18 protein-coding genes are annotated in these 22,319 nt (G+C 53.5%); 13 read left to right on the forward strand and 5 right to left on the reverse strand.

Annotated elements, in window-relative coordinates:
* Window positions 1–138 precede the first annotated feature (138 nt).
* The 3 genes from FFI90_RS01720 (at window position 139) to FFI90_RS01730 (ending at window position 3,216) form a co-directional block, all read left to right on the forward strand.
* Window positions 139–1,281 carry a Fic family protein gene (locus FFI90_RS01720; protein WP_144775938.1) on the forward strand — a complete coding sequence of 381 codons (1,143 nt, stop codon included), beginning with the start codon at window positions 139–141 and terminating at the stop codon, window positions 1,279–1,281.
* Window positions 1,268–2,677 (forward strand): MBL fold metallo-hydrolase RNA specificity domain-containing protein, encoded by a 1,410-nt coding sequence (locus tag FFI90_RS01725; protein ID WP_144775940.1) that lies wholly within the window; start codon window positions 1,268–1,270, stop codon window positions 2,675–2,677. The genes FFI90_RS01720 and FFI90_RS01725 overlap by 14 nt, the downstream gene beginning before the upstream one ends.
* A 170-nt stretch (window positions 2,678–2,847) precedes the next feature.
* Window positions 2,848–3,216 carry a histone-like nucleoid-structuring protein, MvaT/MvaU family gene (locus FFI90_RS01730; RefSeq protein ID WP_144775941.1) on the forward strand — a complete coding sequence of 123 codons (369 nt, stop codon included), beginning with the start codon at window positions 2,848–2,850 and terminating at the stop codon, window positions 3,214–3,216.
* A gap of 68 nt (window positions 3,217–3,284) precedes the next feature.
* Here the strand turns inward: FFI90_RS01730 and FFI90_RS01735 are convergent, their stop codons facing one another.
* Window positions 3,285–4,241 (reverse strand): GGDEF domain-containing protein, encoded by a 957-nt coding sequence (locus FFI90_RS01735; RefSeq protein ID WP_144775943.1) that lies wholly within the window; start codon window positions 4,239–4,241, stop codon window positions 3,285–3,287.
* A 3-nt stretch (window positions 4,242–4,244) separates the two neighbouring features.
* Window positions 4,245–5,276, reverse strand: a complete 1,032-nt coding sequence (locus tag FFI90_RS01740; protein ID WP_144775945.1) for a response regulator — start codon at window positions 5,274–5,276, stop codon at window positions 4,245–4,247.
* Between the two features lie 294 nt (window positions 5,277–5,570).
* Between FFI90_RS01740 and FFI90_RS01745 the strand changes: the two genes are divergently transcribed.
* Together FFI90_RS01745 and sbcB are read left to right on the forward strand one after the other, a co-directional pair.
* Window positions 5,571–6,449 (forward strand): hypothetical protein, encoded by an 879-nt coding sequence (locus FFI90_RS01745; protein WP_144775947.1) that lies wholly within the window; start codon window positions 5,571–5,573, stop codon window positions 6,447–6,449.
* Between the two features lie 48 nt (window positions 6,450–6,497).
* Window positions 6,498–7,940, forward strand: coding sequence for an exodeoxyribonuclease I (sbcB, locus tag FFI90_RS01750; protein ID WP_144775949.1), 1,443 nt, complete (start codon window positions 6,498–6,500; stop codon window positions 7,938–7,940).
* Between the two features lie 60 nt (window positions 7,941–8,000).
* Here sbcB and FFI90_RS01755 read toward each other — a convergent pair whose 3' ends face one another.
* On the reverse strand, window positions 8,001–10,001 hold the full coding sequence (locus FFI90_RS01755) for a tetratricopeptide repeat protein (protein WP_144775951.1): 2,001 nt from the start codon (window positions 9,999–10,001) through the stop codon (window positions 8,001–8,003).
* A gap of 433 nt (window positions 10,002–10,434) precedes the next feature.
* On the opposite strand from FFI90_RS01755, the gene FFI90_RS01765 reads away from it, so the two are divergent.
* The 3 genes from FFI90_RS01765 (at window position 10,435) to FFI90_RS01775 (ending at window position 12,532) form a co-directional block, all read left to right on the forward strand.
* Complete coding sequence (locus FFI90_RS01765) at window positions 10,435–11,841, forward strand: plasmid pRiA4b ORF-3 family protein (RefSeq protein ID WP_144775953.1); 1,407 nt, start codon at window positions 10,435–10,437, stop codon at window positions 11,839–11,841.
* An 86-nt stretch (window positions 11,842–11,927) separates the two neighbouring features.
* Window positions 11,928–12,194, forward strand: a complete 267-nt coding sequence (locus tag FFI90_RS20465) for a type II toxin-antitoxin system HicA family toxin (RefSeq protein ID WP_144775955.1) — start codon at window positions 11,928–11,930, stop codon at window positions 12,192–12,194.
* Window positions 12,191–12,532 (forward strand): type II toxin-antitoxin system HicB family antitoxin, encoded by a 342-nt coding sequence (locus tag FFI90_RS01775; RefSeq protein ID WP_144775957.1) that lies wholly within the window; start codon window positions 12,191–12,193, stop codon window positions 12,530–12,532. Before FFI90_RS20465 ends, FFI90_RS01775 begins: the two co-directional genes overlap by 4 nt.
* Before the next feature lie 53 nt (window positions 12,533–12,585).
* Here the strand turns inward: FFI90_RS01775 and FFI90_RS20380 are convergent, their stop codons facing one another.
* On the reverse strand, window positions 12,586–14,436 hold the full coding sequence (locus FFI90_RS20380) for a flagellin N-terminal helical domain-containing protein (protein ID WP_144775958.1): 1,851 nt from the start codon (window positions 14,434–14,436) through the stop codon (window positions 12,586–12,588).
* Window positions 14,437–14,920: 484 nt separating this feature from the next.
* Between FFI90_RS20380 and FFI90_RS01785 the strand changes: the two genes are divergently transcribed.
* From FFI90_RS01785 to FFI90_RS01805, 5 genes are all read left to right on the forward strand, one after another.
* On the forward strand, window positions 14,921–16,414 hold the full coding sequence (locus FFI90_RS01785) for a flagellin (protein WP_144775960.1): 1,494 nt from the start codon (window positions 14,921–14,923) through the stop codon (window positions 16,412–16,414).
* A 70-nt stretch (window positions 16,415–16,484) separates the two neighbouring features.
* Window positions 16,485–16,919 carry a flagellar protein FlaG gene (locus FFI90_RS01790; RefSeq protein WP_144775962.1) on the forward strand — a complete coding sequence of 145 codons (435 nt, stop codon included), beginning with the start codon at window positions 16,485–16,487 and terminating at the stop codon, window positions 16,917–16,919.
* 344 nt (window positions 16,920–17,263) lie between these two features.
* Complete coding sequence (gene fliD, locus FFI90_RS01795) at window positions 17,264–19,258, forward strand: flagellar filament capping protein FliD (protein ID WP_144775964.1); 1,995 nt, start codon at window positions 17,264–17,266, stop codon at window positions 19,256–19,258.
* Between the two features lie 11 nt (window positions 19,259–19,269).
* Window positions 19,270–19,671 carry a flagellar export chaperone FliS gene (fliS, locus tag FFI90_RS01800; RefSeq protein WP_144777179.1) on the forward strand — a complete coding sequence of 134 codons (402 nt, stop codon included), beginning with the start codon at window positions 19,270–19,272 and terminating at the stop codon, window positions 19,669–19,671.
* A gap of 151 nt (window positions 19,672–19,822) precedes the next feature.
* Entirely contained in the window at window positions 19,823–21,034 is a 1,212-nt protein-coding gene (locus FFI90_RS01805) for an argininosuccinate synthase (protein ID WP_144775966.1), read from the forward strand.
* Between the two features lie 21 nt (window positions 21,035–21,055).
* Here FFI90_RS01805 and FFI90_RS01810 read toward each other — a convergent pair whose 3' ends face one another.
* On the reverse strand, window positions 21,056–22,084 hold the full coding sequence (locus FFI90_RS01810; protein ID WP_144775968.1) for an AraC family transcriptional regulator: 1,029 nt from the start codon (window positions 22,082–22,084) through the stop codon (window positions 21,056–21,058).
* Between the last annotated feature and the right edge of the window lie 235 nt (window positions 22,085–22,319).

Consider the following 22,319-nt stretch of genomic DNA (forward strand, 5'->3'; position numbering starts at 1 on the left):
AGGGGTGAGGGGAGCGTTGCATTCCCAAGCCTTAAAGTTCAGTAGCTGGCCCGGGTTTCAATTGAGCCGTTAGAACACTTCCATCGGCTCAACTTTTTAGTTAGTGTGAGCCGATAGATCACTGCAAACGGCTCATCGATGTATACATGGGAACTGGACAATTGGCCTGCTTACAGCTTCGATCAGAAATCTGCAGAGCTCTGGACGAGTCAGGCACTCGCGGCTTCTCAGAAAATTCTGGGGGCGATAGCGGTGGTGCCGGAAAGCCTCGGTAGCGAAGCGAAGTTGGATCTTCTGGTCAGCGCTGCGATTGAAACCAGCGCTATTGAGGGGGAGTCGCTGAATCGCGAGGATGTGCGCAGCTCCATCAAGAATCACTTTTTAGGCCCCAAGGAGAAGGTTGCTGTTCATGATCCGGTAGCGGCAGGTATCTCCGCTTTGATTCTCGAAGTGATGGATCTTTTCAAAGAGAAGTTAACGGCGGAGCGCTTGCATCACTGGAATAAACTTGTGATTCCGGAGCAGAACTCTGGCTCATTTTTGACCGCAGCAGGCCGCGCGGGGCAGTGGCGTACGCATTCAGATGCCATGCAGATAGTGTCCGGCCCTGTCCATAATCCGACGATTCACTTCGAAGCGCCACCGTCGGCACGTGTGCCGGCGGAAATGCAGCGATTTCTGGATTGGTTTGATAAAGATTCCCGGGGGGTGCCCGGTGTGGCGCGTGCGGCGATTGCTCACCTGTGGTTTGAAACGATCCACCCCTATAAAGATGGTAATGGCAGAGTCGGGCGGGCGATTGCGGATGTGGCTGTGTCTCAGATGTTGGGGCAGCCGCTGATGATGAGCTTGGCGACGGTGTTGAGTAAGCATCGCAAAGCCTATTATCGGCAACTTAACAATGCCTCGAAAGACACGCTGAACGTGACGCCTTGGGTCGATTGGTTCGGTGAGCGGATTGTCGAGGCGTTGGATGGCGCAATTGATGTGATTCAGTACGTGGTGACAAAAGCCCGCTTCTGGGATGAACTCGATACCGATGCACTGAACACTAGGCAGATTAAGCTGATTCGACGAATGCTCGGCCAGGATGCGCCGAACTTTGAAAACGGAATCAATGCGTCGAAATACCAGAACTTGACGCGCTGCTCCAAAGCCACCGCTACCCGGGATCTCCAAGGCCTGGTTGCGCAGGGTGTTCTGGCGCCAGTTCACAGCAAAGGGCGTTATGCTCGGTATAAGTTAGTCACAACATGGATTGTTGATTATGATAAATATTAGCCATCACGGCGCCACCACCGGTGTCACTGGCTCCTGCCACGAACTTACTCTCGGTTCTGAGCCAAATGCCTTCGCTGGCATCCTGATTGACTGTGGCCTCTTCCAAGGCCAGGAGAAAGGCGACGGCGCCAGCGCTTCTGACCTCTCCGTTGATTTTCCTATTGAGCATATCCGTGCCCTGGTTGTCACTCACGTGCACATTGACCACGTTGGCCGTATTCCCTATTTGTTGGCGGCGGGGTTTGAAGGGCCGATTATCTGCTCGGAACCCTCCGCGATTATGTTGCCGGAGATTCTGGAAGATGCCCTGAAGATCGGTTTTACCCGGAACAAGGCGCTGATTGAGCGGGTACTTGGGCTGATCCGTTCCCGGCTTGTGCCTATGCCTTATGGGCAGTGGCATGAGGTGTTTGCGGAGCAGGGCAGTTCGCTTTCCGTTCGATTCCAGCGCGCGGGGCATATTCTGGGTTCGGCTTACGTTGAGTGTGATGCAGCGTGCGGAGATCAGCGCGAGCGCATTGTGTTCAGCGGTGATCTGGGTGCGCCCCATGCGCCTTTGTTGCAGGAGCCGTCATCTCCGGAGCGCGCGGATCGCCTGGTCATTGAGAGCACCTACGGCGACAAGGATCATGAGAGCCGGGAAACCCGTCGCTATCGCCTGAAAACGATTCTGGAGCGGGCATTGGCGGATGGCGGCACGGTGTTGATTCCGGCGTTCAGTATCGGGCGTACTCAGGAACTGCTGTACGAGATTGAAGGCCTGATACACGAGTTCCGAAACGACTCTGTCGCGGAGGGTCTGGTTTGGGACGATTTGGAGATTGTGGTGGATTCGCCCCTGGCGGCGGAGTTCACAGGCATCTATCGCAAGCTGAAGCCGTTCTGGAATGCGGAAGCGGCCGATCTGGTTCGGCAGGGCCGGCACCCGCTTTCGTTTGAGCAGTTAACGGTAATTGATTCCCATGCGGATCATTTGAATGCGGTGGAGTATCTGGCCCAATCTCATCGGCCCTGTGTGGTGTTGGCAGGGTCTGGTATGTGTGCCGGGGGCAGGGTGGTTAATTACCTTAAAGCGATGCTTGGTGAGGCCAGAAACGATGTGTTGTTTGTGGGTTATCAGGCAGCGGGTACACCGGGGCGGGATATTCTCACGCATGGCCCTCGGGGAGGCTGGGTAGAGCTGGACGGTGAACGGTTTGATATTCGTGCCAAAGTGCATCAGGTGGGTGGTTACTCTGCCCATGCAGGGCAGTCAGACTTGCTCCGTTTTATCGAAGGTATTCCAAAGAAGCCCTCGGAGATTCGTATTGTGCATGGGGATGAGTCTGCCAAGCTGGTGTTTAAACAGCGACTTGTTGAGATGGATTATCCGTGTGTACTGATACCCAGCCAATAAGGCATTTAATCCGTTCTTTCGCTTAATTAAGGACTGTTAAATGAATAGTCTTTGCCATATATAACGTGATGACTTATTATTCTCAAGGATTTAAGAAAGCCCTTGAGCCGATGAGTTCATCAACGCGGTTTAAGTTTTAGAACCCACAGAAAAGATAAGGTTTTAATTCGATGGCAAAGATTAACGATTATTACCAGAAGAAGCAGCTTATGGAAAAGCTTGCAGACGAGATTAATCAACTGGAACAGGATCAGTCTCTGAAGCGCGAACTGGCGTTTGAGAACAGCATTCGTGAGTTGATGAAAGAATACGATAAGTCCCCGAAGCATGTGCTTCAGATTCTGACTGCTATTGATCCCTCCATTGTTGGAGCAAAAGCGGAAGGCAGCACAGGCACCCGTGCCAAGCGCCCGATGAAAACCTACAAGAACCCGAATACCGGTGAAGTGGTTAAAACCCGCGGCGGTAATCATAAGGTTCTGAACGAGTGGCGTGAAAAGCACGGCAAAGAAGCAGTGCAGAGCTGGCAGCAAGACTGATCAGTTGAGTATCTAAAAAAAGAGGCCAGATGAGTATCTCATCTGGCCTCTTTTTTGTCTGAACAAAGCTATTCAAAAATGATGACGCGATTTCTACCGCCTTTCTTTGCAGCATACAAAGCTTCGTCTGCTTGTTGCATCCATTCCATATAGCTTTTAGCGGTGTCACTTAGTTGTGAAATGCCTACACTCACCGTATAACGAATAGGGGCAGCGCTGGTCTCAACCACACTGTTGTCGATGTTCTCTCGCAAACGCTCACATATTATGCGAGCCCCTTCGGCATCGGTTTCCGGTAATATTATTCCGAACTCTTCACCGCCATAACGGCCGATGCTGTCGGATTGACGTAAGATGCCTTTAGCGGTTGTAGCGGTATGTTTAATTACCTCATCGCCCGCTAGATGACCGTAGCTATCGTTCACCTTTTTAAAGAAGTCGATATCAAACATGACCAAGCTGGTGGCCTGGGTATAACGGCGATACCGTTCAAACTCCGCATCCACCAGATTCTCCCAGGTGCCCCTGTTCAGCAAGCCCGTTAGCCGGTCGGTCATGCTGAGCTTTGCGAGCAGCTCGTTGGCGCGCTCCAGTGCGCGTTTGCCGGTGGCGATATCGGTTACGTCGTACACCATGAGGCAAATCTTCTCCACCTGCCCGGTAACGCCTGACAATGGGCTGATGGTGAGATTCTGGAACATATAGTCTTCGGTTCCGGTGATGGGTCGGGTATTGCGAAACCTGAACAGGTAGGGGCGTTGCTCCCAGGAGGTAAAAGCCCGGGTGTTCAACAGTGTTGCTGCATCTACCTTGCGAGTAAGCCAGGCTTCGGGAATGTCGGGGAATACTTCAAACAACACCCGGTCGCGGATTTTGCTGGCGGTGATGCCGCTGTGGTTTTCCATAAACCCGTTCCACGCCTGCACGCGGAATTCCAGATCCAGCACCACCAGGCCCACCTCGACGGATTCCAGCATATCCACCAGCCAGTGGAAGGATTGGGCTTCAAATTCGTTTATGGCCATGGTTCAGTCCGTCAGATATTGAAGGCGTTGTTCCAGAAAGGGCACGGAATCTTCCGTGAGCAGTACCAGCATGTCGCACTGAATGTCCCGTTCCTCCAACGTATAGCTGATCTCAATACACAGGAGCTGCTCTTCCCGGGAGTTATGGTGCTCAAGCAGTTCTGTAATCTGCCGGTGCTGGCCCAGTACGCTGGGGTGGCCAAGGCCTAGCTTAAGATCCAGTTGGTCACCTATGCCTTTAAGGAAGGCCCCGAACAGTATGCTGGACATATCCATCAGCACTTCCACGTTTACAGATTCGCCCTCGAGTGTCTCGTAGTGGAGGAGTTCGGCCATTTCCCGAAAGCTGGCGTCTGCAAACAACAGCAGGGCTTCGCCCGCAATACCGGCACCGGTGAAGCCCTGACACACCGCAGAGTATGTATCGCTGTCGTGGGCGGCCGATATGGCCATGTGGAGTTCGGAATTGGCGATAAAGGCGACTTTCGGGATGGGTTGCTTCACGAATACCCGCAACAGCCTGGCAAGCAGGTCTGATGAGCGGCCCATCGCGACGTTGGATATTTCCTGCAGGTAATCGTTCAGTGAAACCGAGATTTCCTGTACCCGGGATTCGTTGTCGGATTTGAGTTCATTATCGTTTAGTGCTGCGCTTTCAAGATCGCCGGGGCGGTAAAAGCCGTATTCTGCCAGCAGGCTGAGCACTACGGCCAGGTCTGTGGGCTTTTTTATAAAATCGATGGCGCCGAGTTTGCGCACCCGCTCGCGGGCTTCTGGCTGTATGTCGCCGGAAACCACGATGGTCATTATGGGCAGATCTTCGGCCAGTACATGCTCAAGAACTTCGTAGCCGTCCATCTCCGGCATGTTGAGATCCAGAAACATCAGGTCGGCTTCGCGAGCGCGCAGTTTTTCGAGCGCTTCCACTCCGTTATTGGCAAACAGAATGGTGTCTGCAAGGCCTGTGGGCAGGGCCTTGGCCATCTGCTTTCTGGCAAGCGCGGAATCGTCGCAGATGAGTATGCGGGTGGTCATGACTGTGGCCAGGAAAGATTGAATGGCGTTTCATCAATTTTAACAAAATGAAGTATAACAGCACGCTCAAATATGTACACGTGAACGACACCTAAGTTGAGTTGAATCAATGCTGGTGGATTGTAACGGTTTGTTATCCGTGTTTGTGACTGGGCTCACTCTATAGCTCGTGTAGTCTCCGTTATAGTGAGTGTGTTGCAAATTAAAAATAATGTGAATTACAAGCATAGGTTGCCTGCGCGCAGCGGTAAAATTAAAACCGCCCGTGGTAAACCCTTAATCAGAGACATTGCTATGCAACTCCACGCGTATGGATACGCTGCCTTCATCGCTGTTTGCCTTGGTATTGCGCCTGTTGCCCTGGCTGAACTGGAGCCGATTTCCGAATCGGCGATGGGTGATGTGACGGGGCAGGCGTTTCTGCAGGTTGACAATATTTCTGGCGCAACCCACGAGTTCACTCGCATGACTCTTGGCATGGATGTGGAGACGCGGGTGAATATTGATGATGTGAAAATCGGTGAGATTGATGGCGGTTCGGATTTTGCCGCGTCTCATATTGCGCTCGGCCATATCTCCCGCGATGCCTCCACGGTTCAGTACGATGGCAACACCTACGCCGTAGGAGAGGTTGTGCCTTTCGAGGCGGTTCAGCCCTATATTGAACTGGCTGAAACTCACGATAAAACGCAGTTATCCGGGTTTCGCATGGGGTTTCGGCAGGCGCGCGGGTCGGTCTCCTCTCTTACCAGCAGTTTCAGCGGCAACATCGGGCTGAAACTGACAGACAGCGCGGGCACCGAACACGATGCAACGCTGTTTAACGCTGCCAGTAGTGCAACGGATTACCGGGCGACGCATATCGGAATCAACGATGGCACGGCGGACTGTTCAGCAGGCGTCAATTGCGCACCCCTGAGCCATTTGCAATCAGTGATTGTGGGTACGGACAACGGTGATATGACCACGGGCTTTACGGATGATTTTTTTATCGGCTTCCAGCGCGAAGGCGTCGAATGGACCAGCCCGGATGGCGCAAACGTGATTAACGCCGGTAAGGGTGTGTTCATTAATTTGCCCACCAACATGAAGGGCGATATGAATACGCTGGTCAACCAGGGGGTATCACGCCTGCAGACTCACCGAACGGATATGGGTACCAAGCTGTTTTGATTTTGTTAGACTCCTGAATTCAATGATTCACAAGGCAGGAGCCTTCCCTTGATCCGCTCGTTTTACTGGCACGATTACGAAACCTTTGGCGTAGACCCTGTTCACGACCGGCCCTCCCAGTTTGCCGGTGTGCGAACGGATGCGGATCTGAATATTATTGAAGATCCGCTGGTTATATTCTGCAAGCCCACTGACGATTACCTGCCATCACCGGAAGCCTGCCTGATTACCGGCATCACGCCCCAGAAAGCCATGGAAGAGGGCTTTCCGGAAACGGAGTTCATTTCTCAGATTAACGAGGCGTTCAGCCAGCCGGGTACCTGCGTGGTGGGCTACAACAGCCTGCGTTTCGATGATGAAGTAACCCGCCACACTCTGTACCGCAATCTGCGCGACCCATATGCCCGGGAATGGCAGAACGGTAACTCCCGCTGGGATATTATCGATATGGTGCGGCTGACCTACGCACTTCGGCCCGAAGGTATCAACTGGCCGCGCAAGGAAGATGGTAGCCCCAGCTTCAAGCTGGAAGCGCTCACCACCGCCAACGGCATTGCCCACGAAGCCGCGCACGATGCCATGTCGGATGTGGAGGCCACCCTTGCCGTTGCCAAGCTGATTAAGGAAAAACAACCCAAGCTGTTCGATTTTGTTCTGAAGAACAAAGACAAACAGTCCGCCCGAGCCATGCTGGATACGGCGGCTATGAAGCCGGTATTCCACATCTCCGCCAAATACCCGGCCACTCGCGGCTGTTGCGCTATGGTCGCGCCGCTTGCTGATCACCCCACGAACAAAAACCTGGTGATTGTTTACGACCTGCGGGAAGACCCGAGCGAGCTGATTAACGCCACACCGGAGCAGATTCGGGAGCGGGTTTTTACTTCTCAGGCGCAGCTGGGGGAGATGAAACGATTCCCGCTAAAAAGTGTGCAGCTGAATAAATGTCCGGTGCTTGCGCCTGCGAATATGCTGACCACGCTCTCTGCTGAGCGACTGGCTGAACTGGAACTGAACGGTGAAACGCTCCGCGCCAACCTCGCGCTGTTGAGAAAAGCCCCGGGTTTGGCGGCGAGAATCGCCGAAGCGTTCGACCAGCCCCACGAAGGCGACCTGACGGATCCTGACGAACAACTCTACGCCGGCGGTTTTATTTCGCCCGCAGATCGCAGTGAGTTGAACCGGGTGCTGCAAACGCCACCGGAAGGGCTGGTTGAAGAGACGTTCAATTTTAAAGATGAGCGCTTGCAGGAATTGCTGTTCCGCTACCGTGCCCGCAATTACCCGGATTCACTGACCAGTGAGGAAGCTGAGCGTTGGGAAGAGTTCCGTAGCAAGCGCCTGATGGCACCGAAAAAGGGTTGGCTTTCGCTGGAGGCGTTTGGGCTTGAGCTACAGAGGCTTGCCAGTGATCCGGAGTTGTCACCGCAGAAGCAGCAGATTCTGGAAGATTTGCATTTGTATGGGGAGTCTTTGATTCCGTACATGTAGAGGAAGCCTGGATTGGCCCGGGGCCAGAGGTTTTTCTCTGGCCCCGGGATTTTGCGCCGGTTACCGCCGCCGTTGAAAATAAACACTCAAATTCTGCCCCATCACACTCTGCACCTCACTCCCCAGCGCCTCGGCCTGAATCTGCGTTTGCACGGGGCAGGTGGCCAGGCTGTGGCCATCCTCATCACGGGCCTTTACGAGCTTCCATTCCACTTCATTGCTCACCATTGCCATCAGGTCTTTCAGTTGCTGTTCATCCTGCGGTCGGAACCAGCGATCGCGGCAGCCACCCAGGCTGTAGAAATCGTCCTCATTGGCAAGCTCTTTCCAGGTGCCATCCTGCCGGTTTGTTAGCACCATCCGGCGAAGTTGGCGCAGCGTAGCGCGGGTTGGTTGCAGGCCGTGTTCTTTAACCAGTTTGCGCACCTGTCGGTCACCGGCTGTCTGCTCGGCAATGGCCGTATGCAGGTGCACGATAGCCCCGGAACCTGAGGCGCTGTTCACCAGGGCGGCCAGCGAGAGTTCTGTCATGGCCGGGGAGGGCAGGCGGCCGACTTCAACCCAATGCACTTGATGACCATCCGCCACAAACTGCTGGGCGATGGACCAGGGCCAGAACACGATGTTGCTGACCTCAGATTGGGTGGCCATGCGTGTGGCTTTGGCAATGTTGGCCAAGGACTCATCCACGGCGATAACTTCCACGTCCGCCAGGTAACGGGCAAGTTCCATGGCGCGCTGGCCCGACTGGGCGCCACACACCATAATGCGCAAGGTGTCTGGCAGCTTGTCTGTGGTTAATCCCAACTCTATGGCCATCAGCGACTTCAGGCTGCTTTCGGCGCGGTAAGCCAGTTTCGACCAGGCAGGCCAGGCCTGTGGCACATCGGTTTTATCCAGGGACAGTTCTTCCGCTTTTTCATCAAAGCACTGTTTAATGCTCTCTTCTTCGGCGCGGTGGTAATAGCTGGCGGCCAGAACCGGCTGAAGTGCCAGCGGCCAGTCCACCAGATTCCATTGCCCGAGCTGCACTGCAAAATCCTGATGAAACAGTGCGCCGTACATGGCGCTGATCATCAGCGAGCCAATCAAAGCGTCCTGGGCCTCTCCCATCGCAAACTGTGCTTCAAGGCTGTCGTTAACGGCGGCAACGAGCCTTTCTTCATCGTCCTCCGCTGCCAGCGCATAGCCTGTGCGATCGGCGTACTGAGCTATGGCGAGCGTGAGTTGTTGAAGTTCATCGCGTAGGTCAACGGTTTGGGCGACTTCCGCAAGAATGGCGCGGCGCAGCATCATAACGAGCTCTTCCACAGCCGGATCTGGCATCAGTGTTTTTTGCAATGCCAGAATCAGCAGCTCATCCGCACTGGCAGCGTCCAGCAGGATTTCCGCCTGCGGATTATCCAGATCGTATTGCTGGCGGATTAGGGAGCCCACAAAACGACCGATTTCCTGGTGCGGCAGGCCTTCATGCTTCAGGAGCGCAATTGCATCCAGTGCAAGATCGATATCCGCTTTATTGATTGCCAGATGCTGAGCGCAGGTGAGCATGCCGCTGTACACAGAATCCCATTCGGCGCCTGCCTCCAGCAGTTTGCGATAATGTAGATAAGCCACATCATATTGCCCCTGCAGCCGCTTGGCGTGGGCCACCCCGCAAAAAGCGGCGGCGGATTGCCGGTCGTAGTCCAAGGCCTTCAGGAAGTGCTGTTCTGCCAGAGCAGGGCGCTCGGTTTTCAGGGCCCAGTATCCCAGGTTCGCATATTGCTGTGCTTGGCCGGGTTGTGCGTTTAGGCTGGCAGCAAAGAGATCGTGGGCGTTTTCAAGTTGCCCGTCGTCCATTTCGACACGCCCCAGCAATCCCAGAGCTATGGCGCTGTTTGGCTCCAGTGCAATCACCTCTTCCAGGTACACACGGCATTCCTGCCTGGCTTGTAGGCGCTGAATATGGCTAAGGCCATTGCTGTTGGACTCCCCATAAGCGAGGTTGGCCTGGAGAAGCAGGCGAGCAGCCTGTGCCTGTTGGGTACGGGATTCCTGGACGTGACGTTTGGCTTGCATGGGATACCTCGTTTACCTGCCGCTGCGCGGAATAATTGCGGCAAAGGCCTGCAGTTTTTTGGTGGTTTGCTGTGCGTTAAGTGAGGTATTGCGAAAGGTGTGCCAGATTACAGGTGTTCAACAAAATCCATGGATACTTGCAGTATGCGGTTGCCCAAAGTTTTTGAAGGTATGAAGAATAATATCGTCGAAATCAGCTGCAGCTCGTTGCGAAAACTCCACCGTCCATAGTGGGGGCATAACATTTAGTCCCTTTTGGTGAGATCAGAGGCCCTGCGTGAGAGGTAGTCGGTAATCTCCTCGCCAACGCCAAGGCTGAAAAGGGCAGGTAATACATCAAAATCGCCAATCAGTGATTTCTCGGACGAAGTCGGCTCTGTTACATTTGCCAGCAAAGAACGCCTTGGATCACCCCAAAAACACTGGAGCTTGAATGACCAAGCCAAACAACAACGCCTACCAAATCAAAGTATCGCTCATCGGAGCACAGCCGCCTATCTGGCGACGACTACTGGTTGAGCCCGACACCACCTTTCAGGACATGCACCGGATTATTCAGGTGGCCATGGGCTGGCAGGCGTCGCACCTGCATTTGTTCCAGGCGGGCGGTGGCCAGTTGATTGGCGATCCGGCTGAGGACTTTGATGGCATGATGAATTTTCTCGATGAGAGCGCCTTGCCTGTTTCTAGCGTTCTAAGTAGCGAAGGGCAGAAACTGAAGTATGAATACGACTTTGGTGATGGATGGGAGCATGAGATAAAACTTGAAAAGATTCTGACTGGCGAGGAGGCAGAGCCGCTACCCAAATGCATAAAAGCGGCACGCCAGTGCCCGCCAGAAGACGTGGGGGGATTATACGGGTTCTATGAGTTTCTCGACGCCATGGAAGATGCGGCCCACCCGGAGCATGTGGCCGTGCGGGAGTGGTGCGGCGGTGAACAATTTGATCCGGACTTTGTGAGCCTTGTGCAGATTAATGAAGATCTCTTGGAGCGAGACGCGTTGTTCAGCGAAACCGAGCCAGAATTCGCTCCGCACGCCAGCGACTTCCTTGGTCTTAGCCCAAACCAGGTACATGAGCTCCTGCAAAACCCGCTGAACTGTCCATCCGTCTTCAAGCCCCTGTTCGATGCTGAAGACGTCAGCCGCGAACTGGACACTGCTCCGATAATGCGCATGGCCAAGGCACTGATTGGGGAAATAGGCGATAAGGGCATTCGCCTGACGGGTAAAGGCAACCTTCCTCTCAAGCATGTGAAGGCAATGGTAGACGCCGGAGGAGAGGATATTGTGTTCCCCATGGCAAGATACGGCGCAGCGCGTTCGGAAGAGCATGTTTTGGGCGTAAACCTCACTCGCGTGCTGATGGAAATTGCCGGTTACACAAAAAAGGAAAAGGGTCGTTTGCTGCTCAAGAAGTCTGCCGCCAAACGCATTGAGAATAAAGGTTGGCTCACCTTTTATATGGACATGCTCTCCGCAGCGCTTTCACAGTTCAACTGGGCCTGGATGGATCACCGTGAAGGCATCGAGGACGTGCAGTACATAGGCCCGTTCATCTTCTGGTTGCTCTCAGTAAAGGGCGGCCAGTGGTTGCCGGTGCAGGATTACTTCAGCGATATGCTAAAAGCCTTCCCAAGCTTACCTGTGGCAGCTTATCCGGTTTGCTACGCGAGCGAGGAGCAGCAGGCAAGGTGGGCGCTGGAGTCGCGAGTGGTGCGGCTTTTCCGATTGCTTGGCTTGCTGGAACTGAACCCGGAATATGCGCAATTTCAGGAAGAAGACCGGCAAATGATGCGGCGGACCGGATTGTTCGAGGGGGTGTTTGTGAGGGCGTGAGATTATTTGGCGCTGTAGCCAGACCTTTGTTGTAAACAATATTATGCAACCATATAATGGTTGCATAATATGATCAGGATGATCGCATGGTAAACAAGGAAAAGTTCGCGGCTAAGCTCCTGCGAAAGCCTACTCCCAGAGACATAGCCTGGGCTGAGCTGCGGGGATTTCTGCTTTCTTTGGGTTTTGAAGAACAGCAGGGCAGTGGCTCCAGAGTTAGGTTTTATCTCCAGCCAGAGCCAGACGCACGTGGCCTAATGATCAGGCTGCACAAGCCGCACCCGAAAAAGGTATGTGGCCCGCTAATGGTCAGAGATGTGGTAAGAGTTTTAAAAGCGTGGGGTCTGCTATGAATAGCAATGTCATGAAGCACAAAGGGCAACTAGGCTCTATCGAACATGATCTGGATCAGGGCGTGCTCTACGGAAAGCTTTTGTTTATTAATGACCTGGTGACGTATGAGGCAGAGAGTCTGAGGGTGCTGGAGGCGGAGTTCAGAGTTTCAGTGGATGAATACCTGGCAGATTGTGAGCGTATGGGCATCTCGCCCAACAAGCCTTTTAAAGGCTCCTTCAATATTCGAATCGGACGGGAGTTGCACCAACAGTTGGCCATGAAAGCTGCGGAAGATGGGCTGGGTTTGAATGAAGCGGTTCAGCGGGCGGTTGAGGAATTTGTGGTGGCCAGATAAAACACAAAAAGCCCGACTCGGAACTCCGGATCGGGCTTTTTCGTGCTGGGCTATTAACCCTGCAACAACTGCAACACCTGCTGCGGTCGGGCATTGGCCTGGGCCAGTACCGAGAGGCCTGCCTGCTGCAGTACCTGGGTGCGGGCAAGTTCAGCGGATTCTGCCGCGAAGTCTGCATCGCGGATTCGGCTGTTTGAGGCCGAGAGGTTCTCAGACGTGGTGGCGAGGTTTGCAATCGTAGACTCGAAGCGATTCTGAACGGCACCGAGTTCTGCGCGGAAGCCGTTGATAGTGTCGATGGCGTAATCAATGGCAATCATCGCAAGGTCCGCGCCTTCCGGGGTAGAAATGTCCACTTCATTAACCGCCACAGTGTTGTCTGCTGCTGTGCCGGTAATGGGCTGGCTTAGATCGCCGGCGCCACCAAACGAGCCGTCACCATCAATATCGGCGTTCACGGCAATGGTGAACTCCTGGCCTAACTGAGATGAGAAAACAATGTCATTGTTACGGGCGTTAAGGTTGGCAGAGATACCCGTTTCGTTACTTTTTGCATTTACTTGGCCAATAACGTCATTCAGTGATCTGGCGCCTTCAATGTTAATGATCTGACCGTTCAGGTCGACCTGAAAATCAATCTCATCGCCACGTTCAAATGCGTCGATCAGGGAGACGCCGGTTTGGCCTACGATTTCCAGAGACTGATCAAAGTTAGCCTGGGGGGTGCCGCCATCTGAGAAAGAAATATCCGTCAACGCAGCAGTGCCGTTGCCATTGGCTAATGTAAAGGTTAAATCATCGCCAGAAACGGCTGCGCTCAGCCCGGTTACTCCGAGTTGTGTGCTTACTGCGCTATTGAATTCTGTTACGTTGGTGACGTTGCTCAAATCAAGAGTTACCGGAGTCCCATCAACTGTAACCGAGCCGGTATTTAGCTCGGAAAAGTTAAAACCCGTGAAGCCAGAGACCGTCAGGGTGTCGTCACCGGCGCCTGAGTTCAGCGTTGCGCCTGTTGCATCGGCAGGTGTTATTGCATTAACGGCCGCACTACTAAGATCAATAACCGCATCAACTGCCCCATCACGCGAACTGGTGAAGGTCAACCGGTCGCCATCTACCCCTACCTGGATGTCAGCCACAGCGGCGAGCTGTTCTGGAGTCAATGGAGGTACGCTAGCCACGGAACCGTCCAATAGGCCTTCTACTTGACCGGCGAGGGCAGCTGGGTTGGCGTAAGTCTGGGTTGCAATGTTCACGGTTACATCATTGACAGTGACTGAACCGCTGATGTCTGGCCCGCCAAATGTAAGGCCGGATTCGTTGGTTGTGGTTATTTCAGGTGTGGGGTTTTCCACAATCGAAATGCCCAGATTATTGCTCTGGCTGATAATTGAGCCTATCTGACTGCCTCTGGAATCCAAGCCGCTAATGGCAATTGTCTCACCGGTATTTGCACCCACCTGGAAGGTCTGGGTTGCAAAGGTTCCGTCCAGTACCTTCAGCCCGTTAAAAGAGGTCTGCGCCGCGATTCGGTTGATCTCCTCCACCCGCTGCTGCACTTCCTGATTCAGCGCCTGCCTGTCTGAAATGCTGTTCGTGGCGTTGGCGGACTGCACCGCCAGTTCACGGATGCGCTGCAAGTTGTTGGTGATCTCGTCCATCGCGCCTTCGGCGGTTTGTGCCAGAGAAATACCGTCGTTGGCATTCCTCTGTGCCTGATTCAGGCCGGAGATCTGGGACTGGAACCGCTCGGAAATCGCGAGGCCAGCGGCATCGTCTTTAGCGGAGTTGATACGCAGGCCAGAAGACAGCCGCTCCAGAGCCGTGTTGGCCTGGGTTTGTGAGGCGTTCAGATTGCGCTGGGCGTTCAGTGAGGCAATGTTGGTATTAATGACCTGTGGCATATCCAATCTCCCTACTCAGAGGTGCCGGGTCACGTTGCTCATATGGATAAAGGCAGCATACCGGCAAAGAATCGTTAAATGATCGTTTGGGAGAGAGTAAAGCGAAGTGTGTGCCAGTTTTCTGGTTATTGGTTTAACCGTCTGATTGCAAAATGTTTTTTGTTTTTATTTTTGATTGGCTTTAGAGGGTGTTGCCAGAATTCCGGCGGGCAGAAAGGAATTGGCTTGCCGCTTTTTTAGGAGGTCTTGGCGGTAAGTTTAGCAATTTTTGATAAAATCCTGAAAATAAAAAAAATCTATTAAAACATATGGTTATGTTTTTTCTGCTGTTATTTTACATTCCTTTACAAAATCTCCGACTCTTTTTCTAAAGCGCCTGATGGTCCTGCCGTTAAGAGGGATAACAGGGCGGCGCTCCAAACCAAAAAGAGAACGCCAGACCTCTTCCATGAAATAAAGACTATCAAGTCGAAGGAGAAGCAATATGGCTCTCGGTATTAACACTAACGTCGCTTCATTGAACGCTCAGAACCAGTTGAGCAAGTCCCAGGGTATGAACGATCAGGCGCTGCAGCGTTTGTCTTCTGGCCTGCGCATCAACTCGGCCAAAGACGATGCCGCTGGCCTTGCAATATCTACCCGGTTTTCTGCTCAGATTACAGGTCTGAACGTCGCACAGCGGAATGCGAACGATGGCATATCTTTGGCGCAGACGGCTGAAGGTGCGCTAAATGAGATTACTAACAACTTGCAGCGGATTCGTGAGCTGTCGGTTCAGTCAGCCAACGCGACTAACAGCGATTCTGATCGTCAAGCCTTGAACGATGAAGTTAAACAGCGGCTTGACGAAATTGATCGCATATCATCGCAAACTGCATTTAATGGCTTAAAGGTTTTGGATGGATCGTTTGGTGCTCAGGCATTCCAAGTGGGTGCTAACGCAGGTGAAACGATTAGCGTGGATCTTTCCCAAGGAACCAAGGCTAACCAAATTGGTTCTATCGCTACCAAAGATGTGACGGTTGCTGGTGCTATCACCGCCGCTAACGGTGTTTCGATTTCTGTAGGGGATAATGCGTTTACAACAATTAACGCGTCCGAGAACAGGGAAGATTCAACAGGAGCAACGATAAATGGATACGACTCGGGTAGTGCGGCCCAGATTGCTAGAGCTATTAATGAATCTGGCGTAGATGGACTCACTGCATCCGCAAGCACAGAGGTAACTATTGGTACAGGTGATATCACCGCAGTGACTGGTGGCACCGGAACTACGGATTATACCTTAGCTGTGAATGGTGTAGACGTTTACACCGTGAATCACGATTTTAGCGGTGGATTGACGTTAGACGGAAGTAACGTGGCGGCAGCCATTAACTCCAAGTCCGGCTCTACCGGTGTGTCGGCGGTTTGGGATAGCACCGATGGACTTACGCTGTCGTCCTCCGACGGTCGCACGATTAATCTCGCGGAGTCGGTTGCAGTCGGGACGGTTGATGGTGGTATAACCGATCAGGGTGGGCAGTTTGCCGCTAACAAAGGTGAAGTTACATATTCCGCGTCTGAAAAGATCAACTTCAAAGCTACGGGCGGCTCTGCAGATTTGGCGAATACGTTGGGTCTCGCCAGTGGTTCAGCAGATGCAATCGATGTGGACCAAACAACCGGTGTGCGTGATGCTGACATAAGTACTGTCGCGGGAGCAAACGACGCTATTTTGCGTGTCGATGCTGCTCTCGACTCAGTAAACAAAGTGCGCGGTGAACTCGGTGCCATCCAGAACCGTTTTGAATCCACCATCGCTAACTTGGGTACTTCTGTAGAGAACCTTAGCGCCTCCAATAGCCGTATTCTGGACGCTGATTTTGCCGCAGAGACAGCTGCACTGGCTAAGTCTCAGGTACTTCAGCAGGCAGGCATCTCGGTACTGGCACAGGCTAATGCCCGTCCGCAGCAGGTCCTGTCCCTCCTGCAGTAAGGGGCTAGCGGTAACAGCCGGAACCTTCGGGTTCCGGTTTTACGCCGTTTGAGTTTAGCGAGGTAAAGCTATGAATGACGTTAACCTGAATAGTCCGGATCTGAAGCTGGTGCGCTCTGGCGCCCAGGCTCCGGCAAAGGCAATGTCGTCATCTCAGGCCGAGGGCAGAAAGGCCCCTGACCTTGTTGCTTCATATGCCGGTACTCGTCAGGTTCAGAACCTCCAGGTTGCAAACGAAGCTTCGAAGGCTGAAAAGCTGAAGGAGCGCAGCGAAGCGCAACGGGAAGAGTTGGGCCAGGCGGTAAGCAAATTGAACGATTTTGTTCAGAATGTGCAGCGGGATCTCCAGTTTGAGGTGGATAACCAATCGGGGCAGACCATTGTGAAGGTGGTTGACCAGTCTACCCAGGAAGTGATTCGCCAGATGCCGGATGAAGTAGCATTGAGGTTGGCAGAGAAATTGCAGCAGGATGAACCGCTGACGTTGTTTAACATTAAAGTGTAAGGGCTCGCCGCTTTTGCGCGGATGATGGCAACGGTATTTCAGCACCGCCGCACCTGAGAGGGTTCGGCGGTGTTTTTGGTTTTGGGAGTTGGGGCCTTCCCCCTCTCCCGCAGGGGGAGAGGGGAGATTACTCCCAGCGCCTAGGGGCAAGGTGAGGTTGCTTCCAGAGCCTGAGGCAGTGCAGTTAAAGCCCCTCGCCCCTCGCGGGGGAGGGGTTGGGGAGTGGGGGTAATAGTGCGCGATTACGCGGCGTTACAAATAAGCGGTAGAATGAGGCAAAGTTTTGCCGCTTGCGGCCGTTAAATAGAGTGTAAAGTGATCAGCCCCTTCAAGGAGGCATTGGTATGGCAGGTATTTCATCGCTGGGTATTGGATCTGGCGTTTTGACGTCGGATCTGGTGGATCAGTTGGTTGCGGCAGAGCGTGCACCGACTGACAACCGGTTGACTCTGAGAACCCAGCAGTCAGAGGCTATGTTGTCTGCCTATGGCAAGCTGCGCAGTGCCATTACTGAACTGCGGCTGCCTATGAGCCAGTTGAGTTTTGCCGACAACTTGAAGGCGTTCTCAGCCACTTCATCTAACGAAGATATCGGTGTCACAGTAGACAGCACAAAAGCCAATCGCGGCAGCTACAGTCTGGACGTGACCAGTTTGGCTTCTGCTCAGGCGCTGGCGTCGAAGGATGTGTTTGCAGACCGCGATACTGTTTCGGTTGGCGAGGGTAAGCTCACGTTGTCGGTGGGGGATAGAACCAAAGAGATCACCATAGACAGCAGCAATAATTCCCTGCAGGGCCTGGCAAACGCTATTAACGATTCTGGCGTGGGTGTGTCCGCGGGGATCATTGATACGGGCAGCGGTTTTCAGTTAGTTCTCTCTGCTGATGAAACCGGCACCGCCAATGCGGTGAGCATCACGGCGAACGATAACGACGGCAATAACATTGATGGCGCCGGCCTGTCTCGCTTTGCGTTTAACACCGATATGGAAGCAGGTGCAGGGTTCAGTGAGACCATTGCGGCTACCAACGCAGTAATGGAAATCAATGGCATTGAAGTTACCCGCTCCTCCAACAGTTTTGAAAATGTGATTGATGGCCTTTCGTTCAGCATCACGGATATAGGTACTTCGACCGTAAAAGTCAGCCAGGACGTTGGCGCGGTAACGGATCGGGTTCAGGGATTTGTCGATAAGTTCAACGCGCTGCAATCCACCATTGACAGCTTGGCTGGGTTCAATAGCGACGCTGGTGTGGGCAGCCTGCTCACAGGTGACAGCACTGTGCGTGCACTTCAGGCCCAGTTACGCCAGGTGCTCACCGGTGTGGTGCCGGGCTTGGAGAATGCCAACGTCCGCAGTTTGGCCGATGTGGGCATTTCAACTGACCCCAACACGGGTGCCTTGGAGTTTGACCGCGAAGAATTTGAAACTCAGTTAAAGAACAATCCCGATGATGTTACGGCACTGTTTGCTGAGCAGGGGAGGGCGACTGACAGCCAGGTGGAGTTTGTGCGCAGCGGCACGAACACCCAGGCGGGTAAATACGATATCAACGTTACTCAAGCAGCCACGCAGGGTAGGTTGGTCGGTGACTCCGGGGTGGCTGGAACGGTCACGATAGATGACAGTAATGACGAATTTACGCTGGAAATTAATCGCGACATTTCGGTAAACCTGAAGCTGACCCAAGGCGCGAGCGTTTCTCGCGAGGCGCTGGTGGCTGATATTCAGGCGCAACTGGATAGCGGCATTAACGCAGGCCTCAGTGATTCCGGTGAAGCAGTGCAGGTTGGGCTGGACAGCGATAACAAGCTTACGTTTACCTCGGGTAAATACGGCTCCGAGTCCAGCGTTAGCGTTACGTCGGTGGAAAACGGCACTGGCACTGCGCTTGGCCTTTCGGTGGCGAGCGGTACCGATGGCCAGGATATCGCTGGCACCATTGGTGGTCAGGTAGCCAAGGGCGATGGCCAGGTGTTGTATCTGGGTAGCGATGATGGCCCGGCTTCTGGCCTGCAGGTGCGTGTTCTGGGAGACCAGACCGGCGCCCGTGGCTCTATCAATTTTGTACGGGGTGTTGGCAAAAGTACCGTCGATCTGGTGAATAGTTTTGTTGGTGCTGACGGCAAGCTTGAATCCCGCACCAGCAGCCTGAACCGCGAACTTGAAAAGATTCAGGAAAGTCAGATTCAGCTGGATATACGCATTGAGTCCTACCGGGAGCGCCTGGTGAAGCAATTCAGCGCCGCCGACTCGCTGATTTCACAGCTCAACAATACCCGAGATTACGTGACCCAGCAGCTTGAAGCACTGGCACCACAGAACAACCGTAAGTAACGAGGTTAATGATGAACGGTTTACAAGCTTACCAACGCGTAAATACCCAGACCAGCATCACCGATGCCGATCCTCACAAGCTGATTCAGTTGCTGTATAACGGTGCGCTAGAGCGTATCAATATGGCCAAGGCTCGCATGCAGGTCAAAGACTATGCGGGTAAAGGCAAGCTGATCGGTAAAGCGATTGAAATTATCGGTGGGCTGAAAAGCTTTCTGGATTTTGAAAAAGGCGGGGATTTGGCTGAGCGTCTTGAAGGTCTTTATGACTATATGGAGCGCACGCTTCTGGAAGCCAGTGCCAAGAATGATATAGCCAAGCTGGATGAAGTTGCAGATCTGCTGCGCTCTATCAAGGGCGGCTGGGATGGCATTCGGGAAGAGGCGTTGGGGCAGTCGGCCCAGGTTGGTTGAGTTTACTGCTTAAAACGCCCCCTCTCCCCAACCCCTCTCCCGCAAGGGGAGAGGGGCTAATGCCCGACCCCAATAGCCAACTCTCCCGCCATCCCGTACAATACCGCTCTTCTTTTCAATACATCCATTCTGTTCAGTCTGGAGCAAAAGCATGTCTGATATTAAAAAGGTGGTTCTGGCCTACTCTGGCGGCCTGGATACTTCCGTTATTGTTCGGTGGTTGCAGGATACCTATAACTGTGAGGTGGTCACTTTTACTGCCGATATCGGTCAGGGCGAGGAAGTTGAGCCTGCACGGGCGAAGGCTGAGGCGCTGGGGGTTAAGGAAATCTATATCGAGGATCTGCGCGAGGAATTTGTGCGTGATTACGTGTTCCCGATGTTCCGCGCGAACACCATCTATGAAGGTGAGTACCTGCTGGGCACGTCAATTGCCCGCCCGCTGATTGCCAAGCGTTTGATCGATATTGCTAACCAAACCGGCGCAGATGCCATTTCCCACGGAGCGACCGGCAAGGGTAACGATCAGGTTCGTTTTGAGCTTGGTGCTTATGCACTGAAGCCAGGTGTTAAGGTAATTGCGCCTTGGCGCGAGTGGGATTTGAACTCCCGTGAGAAGCTGTTGGCCTACTGTGCAGAACGCGATATCCCGGTTGAGATGAAGAAGGGTAAGTCGCCTTACTCTATGGATGCCAATCTGCTGCATATTTCCTACGAAGGCATGAATCTGGAAGACCCCTGGTCGGAAGCCGAGGAAGAGATGTGGCGCTGGAGCGTTTCTCCCGAAGCTGCGCCAGACAAGCCAACCTACATTGAGCTCACCTACCGCAAAGGCGACATTGTTGCCGTAGACGGTGTGGAGATGAAGGCGCACGAAGTTCTGGAAAACCTGAACAAGGTTGCCGGCGCCAATGGTATTGGTCGTCTGGATATCGTTGAGAACCGTTACGTGGGCATGAAGTCCCGTGGCTGCTACGAAACACCGGGTGGCACGATTATGCTGCGTGGCCACCGTGCCATCGAATCCATCACCCTGGACCGTGAAGTGGCGCACCTGAAAGACAGTCTGATGCCGCGTTATGCCGAGGTTATTTATAACGGCTACTGGTGGTCGCCTGAGCGTGAAGCTCTGCAGGCACTGATTGACCAGACTCAGGAATATGTGAATGGAACGGTTCGCCTGAAGCTCTACAAGGGCAACGTTGATGTTGTTGGCCGTAAGTCTGATGACTCACTGTTCGATGAGACGATCGCGACTTTCGAAGAAGATCATGGTGCTTACGACCAGAAAGACGCAGAAGGCTTCATCAAGCTGAACGCTTTGCGCTTGCGGATTGCCGCTGGTAAAGGTCGCAAGCTTTAAGGTCAGCCCCAAGCCGTACAATTAAACAGCGGACGCCCGGAACTCTCCGGGCGTCTTTCCCGCTACCGCTTTGAATTTACGGTGAAACGAGGTGGTTTCGCTGTACCCCAGTCGCAATGCAATGTCTGGAATGGTCAGGTCGCTGTTCAGCAGATAATCCTCCGCCATTGTCTGGCGAACCTCATCCAGCAATTTTTGATAAGAAACGCCTTCCTGGTTTAGTTTTCTTTGCAGAGTTCGACTCGTAACGTCCAGATCGTCCGCCACCATATCTTGCCGGGTTATGCCCTGCATCAGTTGTTGCTGAATGCTGTCTTTCACCCGGGAAGTGAGATCAGTGTCTGTGTCCAGCTTATCCAGTGAGGCCAGCTGGGTGAGGGCATGCGTCTCGAGGGTTTTGCGCAGCATGGGGTCTGGCTGGCGCAGGCGGGTATCGAGTAGCTCCTGTTTGAGCATAATGGAGTCTTCATTCGCGCCAAACTGAATCGGGCAGTTCCAGCGGTTGTGATAAGCCTGTTCCAGCTCGGCGCCGGGCGAAGCTCGTTGCAGGCGAACGCTGGTAGGGGAGGCCGCGGTGTCGTCGGCCAGCCAGCGCGCATAGTTCACCCAGGAGGCGAATACGTTATCGACCACTTGCGGTCGCACCACGGGGTCATCGTAGTTGCAGCTCCAGGTTAAGGTAATCGACCCCTGCGCTATGGCAAGTCCGGTTGTGCCCATGTCACCCACCAGCTTTTCAAATGGCGCTATTCTGGCGACGGCTTCACCCAGGGTGGCGCAGCTCATGGTGATGTAACCCAATACGCTGTAGGAGCCCGGCTGAACGAAGTCGCCGGTTTCCAACCCGAGAATCGGGTTGTTGGTGAGTTCGCACAACAAGCGGATGAAACGCTGGAACTGCTCGCCATCAATACGACAGTCGTCAGAATCCAGAATATTCTGGTCCAGATTGGTCTGTGCAAAAAGGGTTGAGATGTCTGTGCCTGCGGATTCGGCTGCGCGAACGTATTGTCGAAGTGCAGCGACGGAGGCAGTTCCAAGGTTCTTCATGGTGACAGCGCAGTTGTTAGATGTTTTGGCTGGAGTATAACGGAAGTTGTGCCTGAGAACTTTATAGAAGGCTTTGCGTGGGTACAAAAAAACAAAAAGGCCAGCTAAAGAGCTGGCCTGAAAAGAACAACGAAAGTGCCTGAAAATTCGTTAATTCAATGGATTTCCCATTTGGTGGCGGAGGTACAACACGGCTCCTCCGCCATGGGGGATACTGCTTAAATCCACAATGTCA

The organism is Marinobacter maritimus (assembly GCF_007671675.1).
Taxonomy (GTDB): domain Bacteria; phylum Pseudomonadota; class Gammaproteobacteria; order Pseudomonadales; family Oleiphilaceae; genus Marinobacter; species Marinobacter maritimus.

What these genes read in the sequence shown, in the direction of transcription:
- FFI90_RS01810 (WP_144775968.1), bottom strand. Translation starts at nt 22,084, where the DNA reads ATGAAGAACCTTGGAACTGCCTCCGTCGCTGCACTTCGACAATACGTT.
- FFI90_RS01790 (WP_144775962.1), top strand. Translation starts at nt 16,485, where the DNA reads ATGAATGACGTTAACCTGAATAGTCCGGATCTGAAGCTGGTGCGCTCT.
- FFI90_RS01785 (WP_144775960.1), top strand. Translation starts at nt 14,921, where the DNA reads ATGGCTCTCGGTATTAACACTAACGTCGCTTCATTGAACGCTCAGAAC.
- FFI90_RS01735 (WP_144775943.1), bottom strand. Translation starts at nt 4,241, where the DNA reads ATGGCCATAAACGAATTTGAAGCCCAATCCTTCCACTGGCTGGTGGAT.
- FFI90_RS20465 (WP_144775955.1), top strand. Translation starts at nt 11,928, where the DNA reads ATGGTAAACAAGGAAAAGTTCGCGGCTAAGCTCCTGCGAAAGCCTACT.
- FFI90_RS01725 (WP_144775940.1), top strand. Translation starts at nt 1,268, where the DNA reads ATGATAAATATTAGCCATCACGGCGCCACCACCGGTGTCACTGGCTCC.
- FFI90_RS01765 (WP_144775953.1), top strand. Translation starts at nt 10,435, where the DNA reads ATGACCAAGCCAAACAACAACGCCTACCAAATCAAAGTATCGCTCATC.
- fliD (WP_144775964.1), top strand. Translation starts at nt 17,264, where the DNA reads ATGGCAGGTATTTCATCGCTGGGTATTGGATCTGGCGTTTTGACGTCG.
- FFI90_RS01775 (WP_144775957.1), top strand. Translation starts at nt 12,191, where the DNA reads ATGAATAGCAATGTCATGAAGCACAAAGGGCAACTAGGCTCTATCGAA.
- FFI90_RS01805 (WP_144775966.1), top strand. Translation starts at nt 19,823, where the DNA reads ATGTCTGATATTAAAAAGGTGGTTCTGGCCTACTCTGGCGGCCTGGAT.
- FFI90_RS01740 (WP_144775945.1), bottom strand. Translation starts at nt 5,276, where the DNA reads ATGACCACCCGCATACTCATCTGCGACGATTCCGCGCTTGCCAGAAAG.
- FFI90_RS20380 (WP_144775958.1), bottom strand. Translation starts at nt 14,436, where the DNA reads ATGCCACAGGTCATTAATACCAACATTGCCTCACTGAACGCCCAGCGC.
- FFI90_RS01720 (WP_144775938.1), top strand. Translation starts at nt 139, where the DNA reads ATGTATACATGGGAACTGGACAATTGGCCTGCTTACAGCTTCGATCAG.
- FFI90_RS01755 (WP_144775951.1), bottom strand. Translation starts at nt 10,001, where the DNA reads ATGCAAGCCAAACGTCACGTCCAGGAATCCCGTACCCAACAGGCACAG.
- fliS (WP_144777179.1), top strand. Translation starts at nt 19,270, where the DNA reads ATGAACGGTTTACAAGCTTACCAACGCGTAAATACCCAGACCAGCATC.
- FFI90_RS01730 (WP_144775941.1), top strand. Translation starts at nt 2,848, where the DNA reads ATGGCAAAGATTAACGATTATTACCAGAAGAAGCAGCTTATGGAAAAG.
- FFI90_RS01745 (WP_144775947.1), top strand. Translation starts at nt 5,571, where the DNA reads ATGCAACTCCACGCGTATGGATACGCTGCCTTCATCGCTGTTTGCCTT.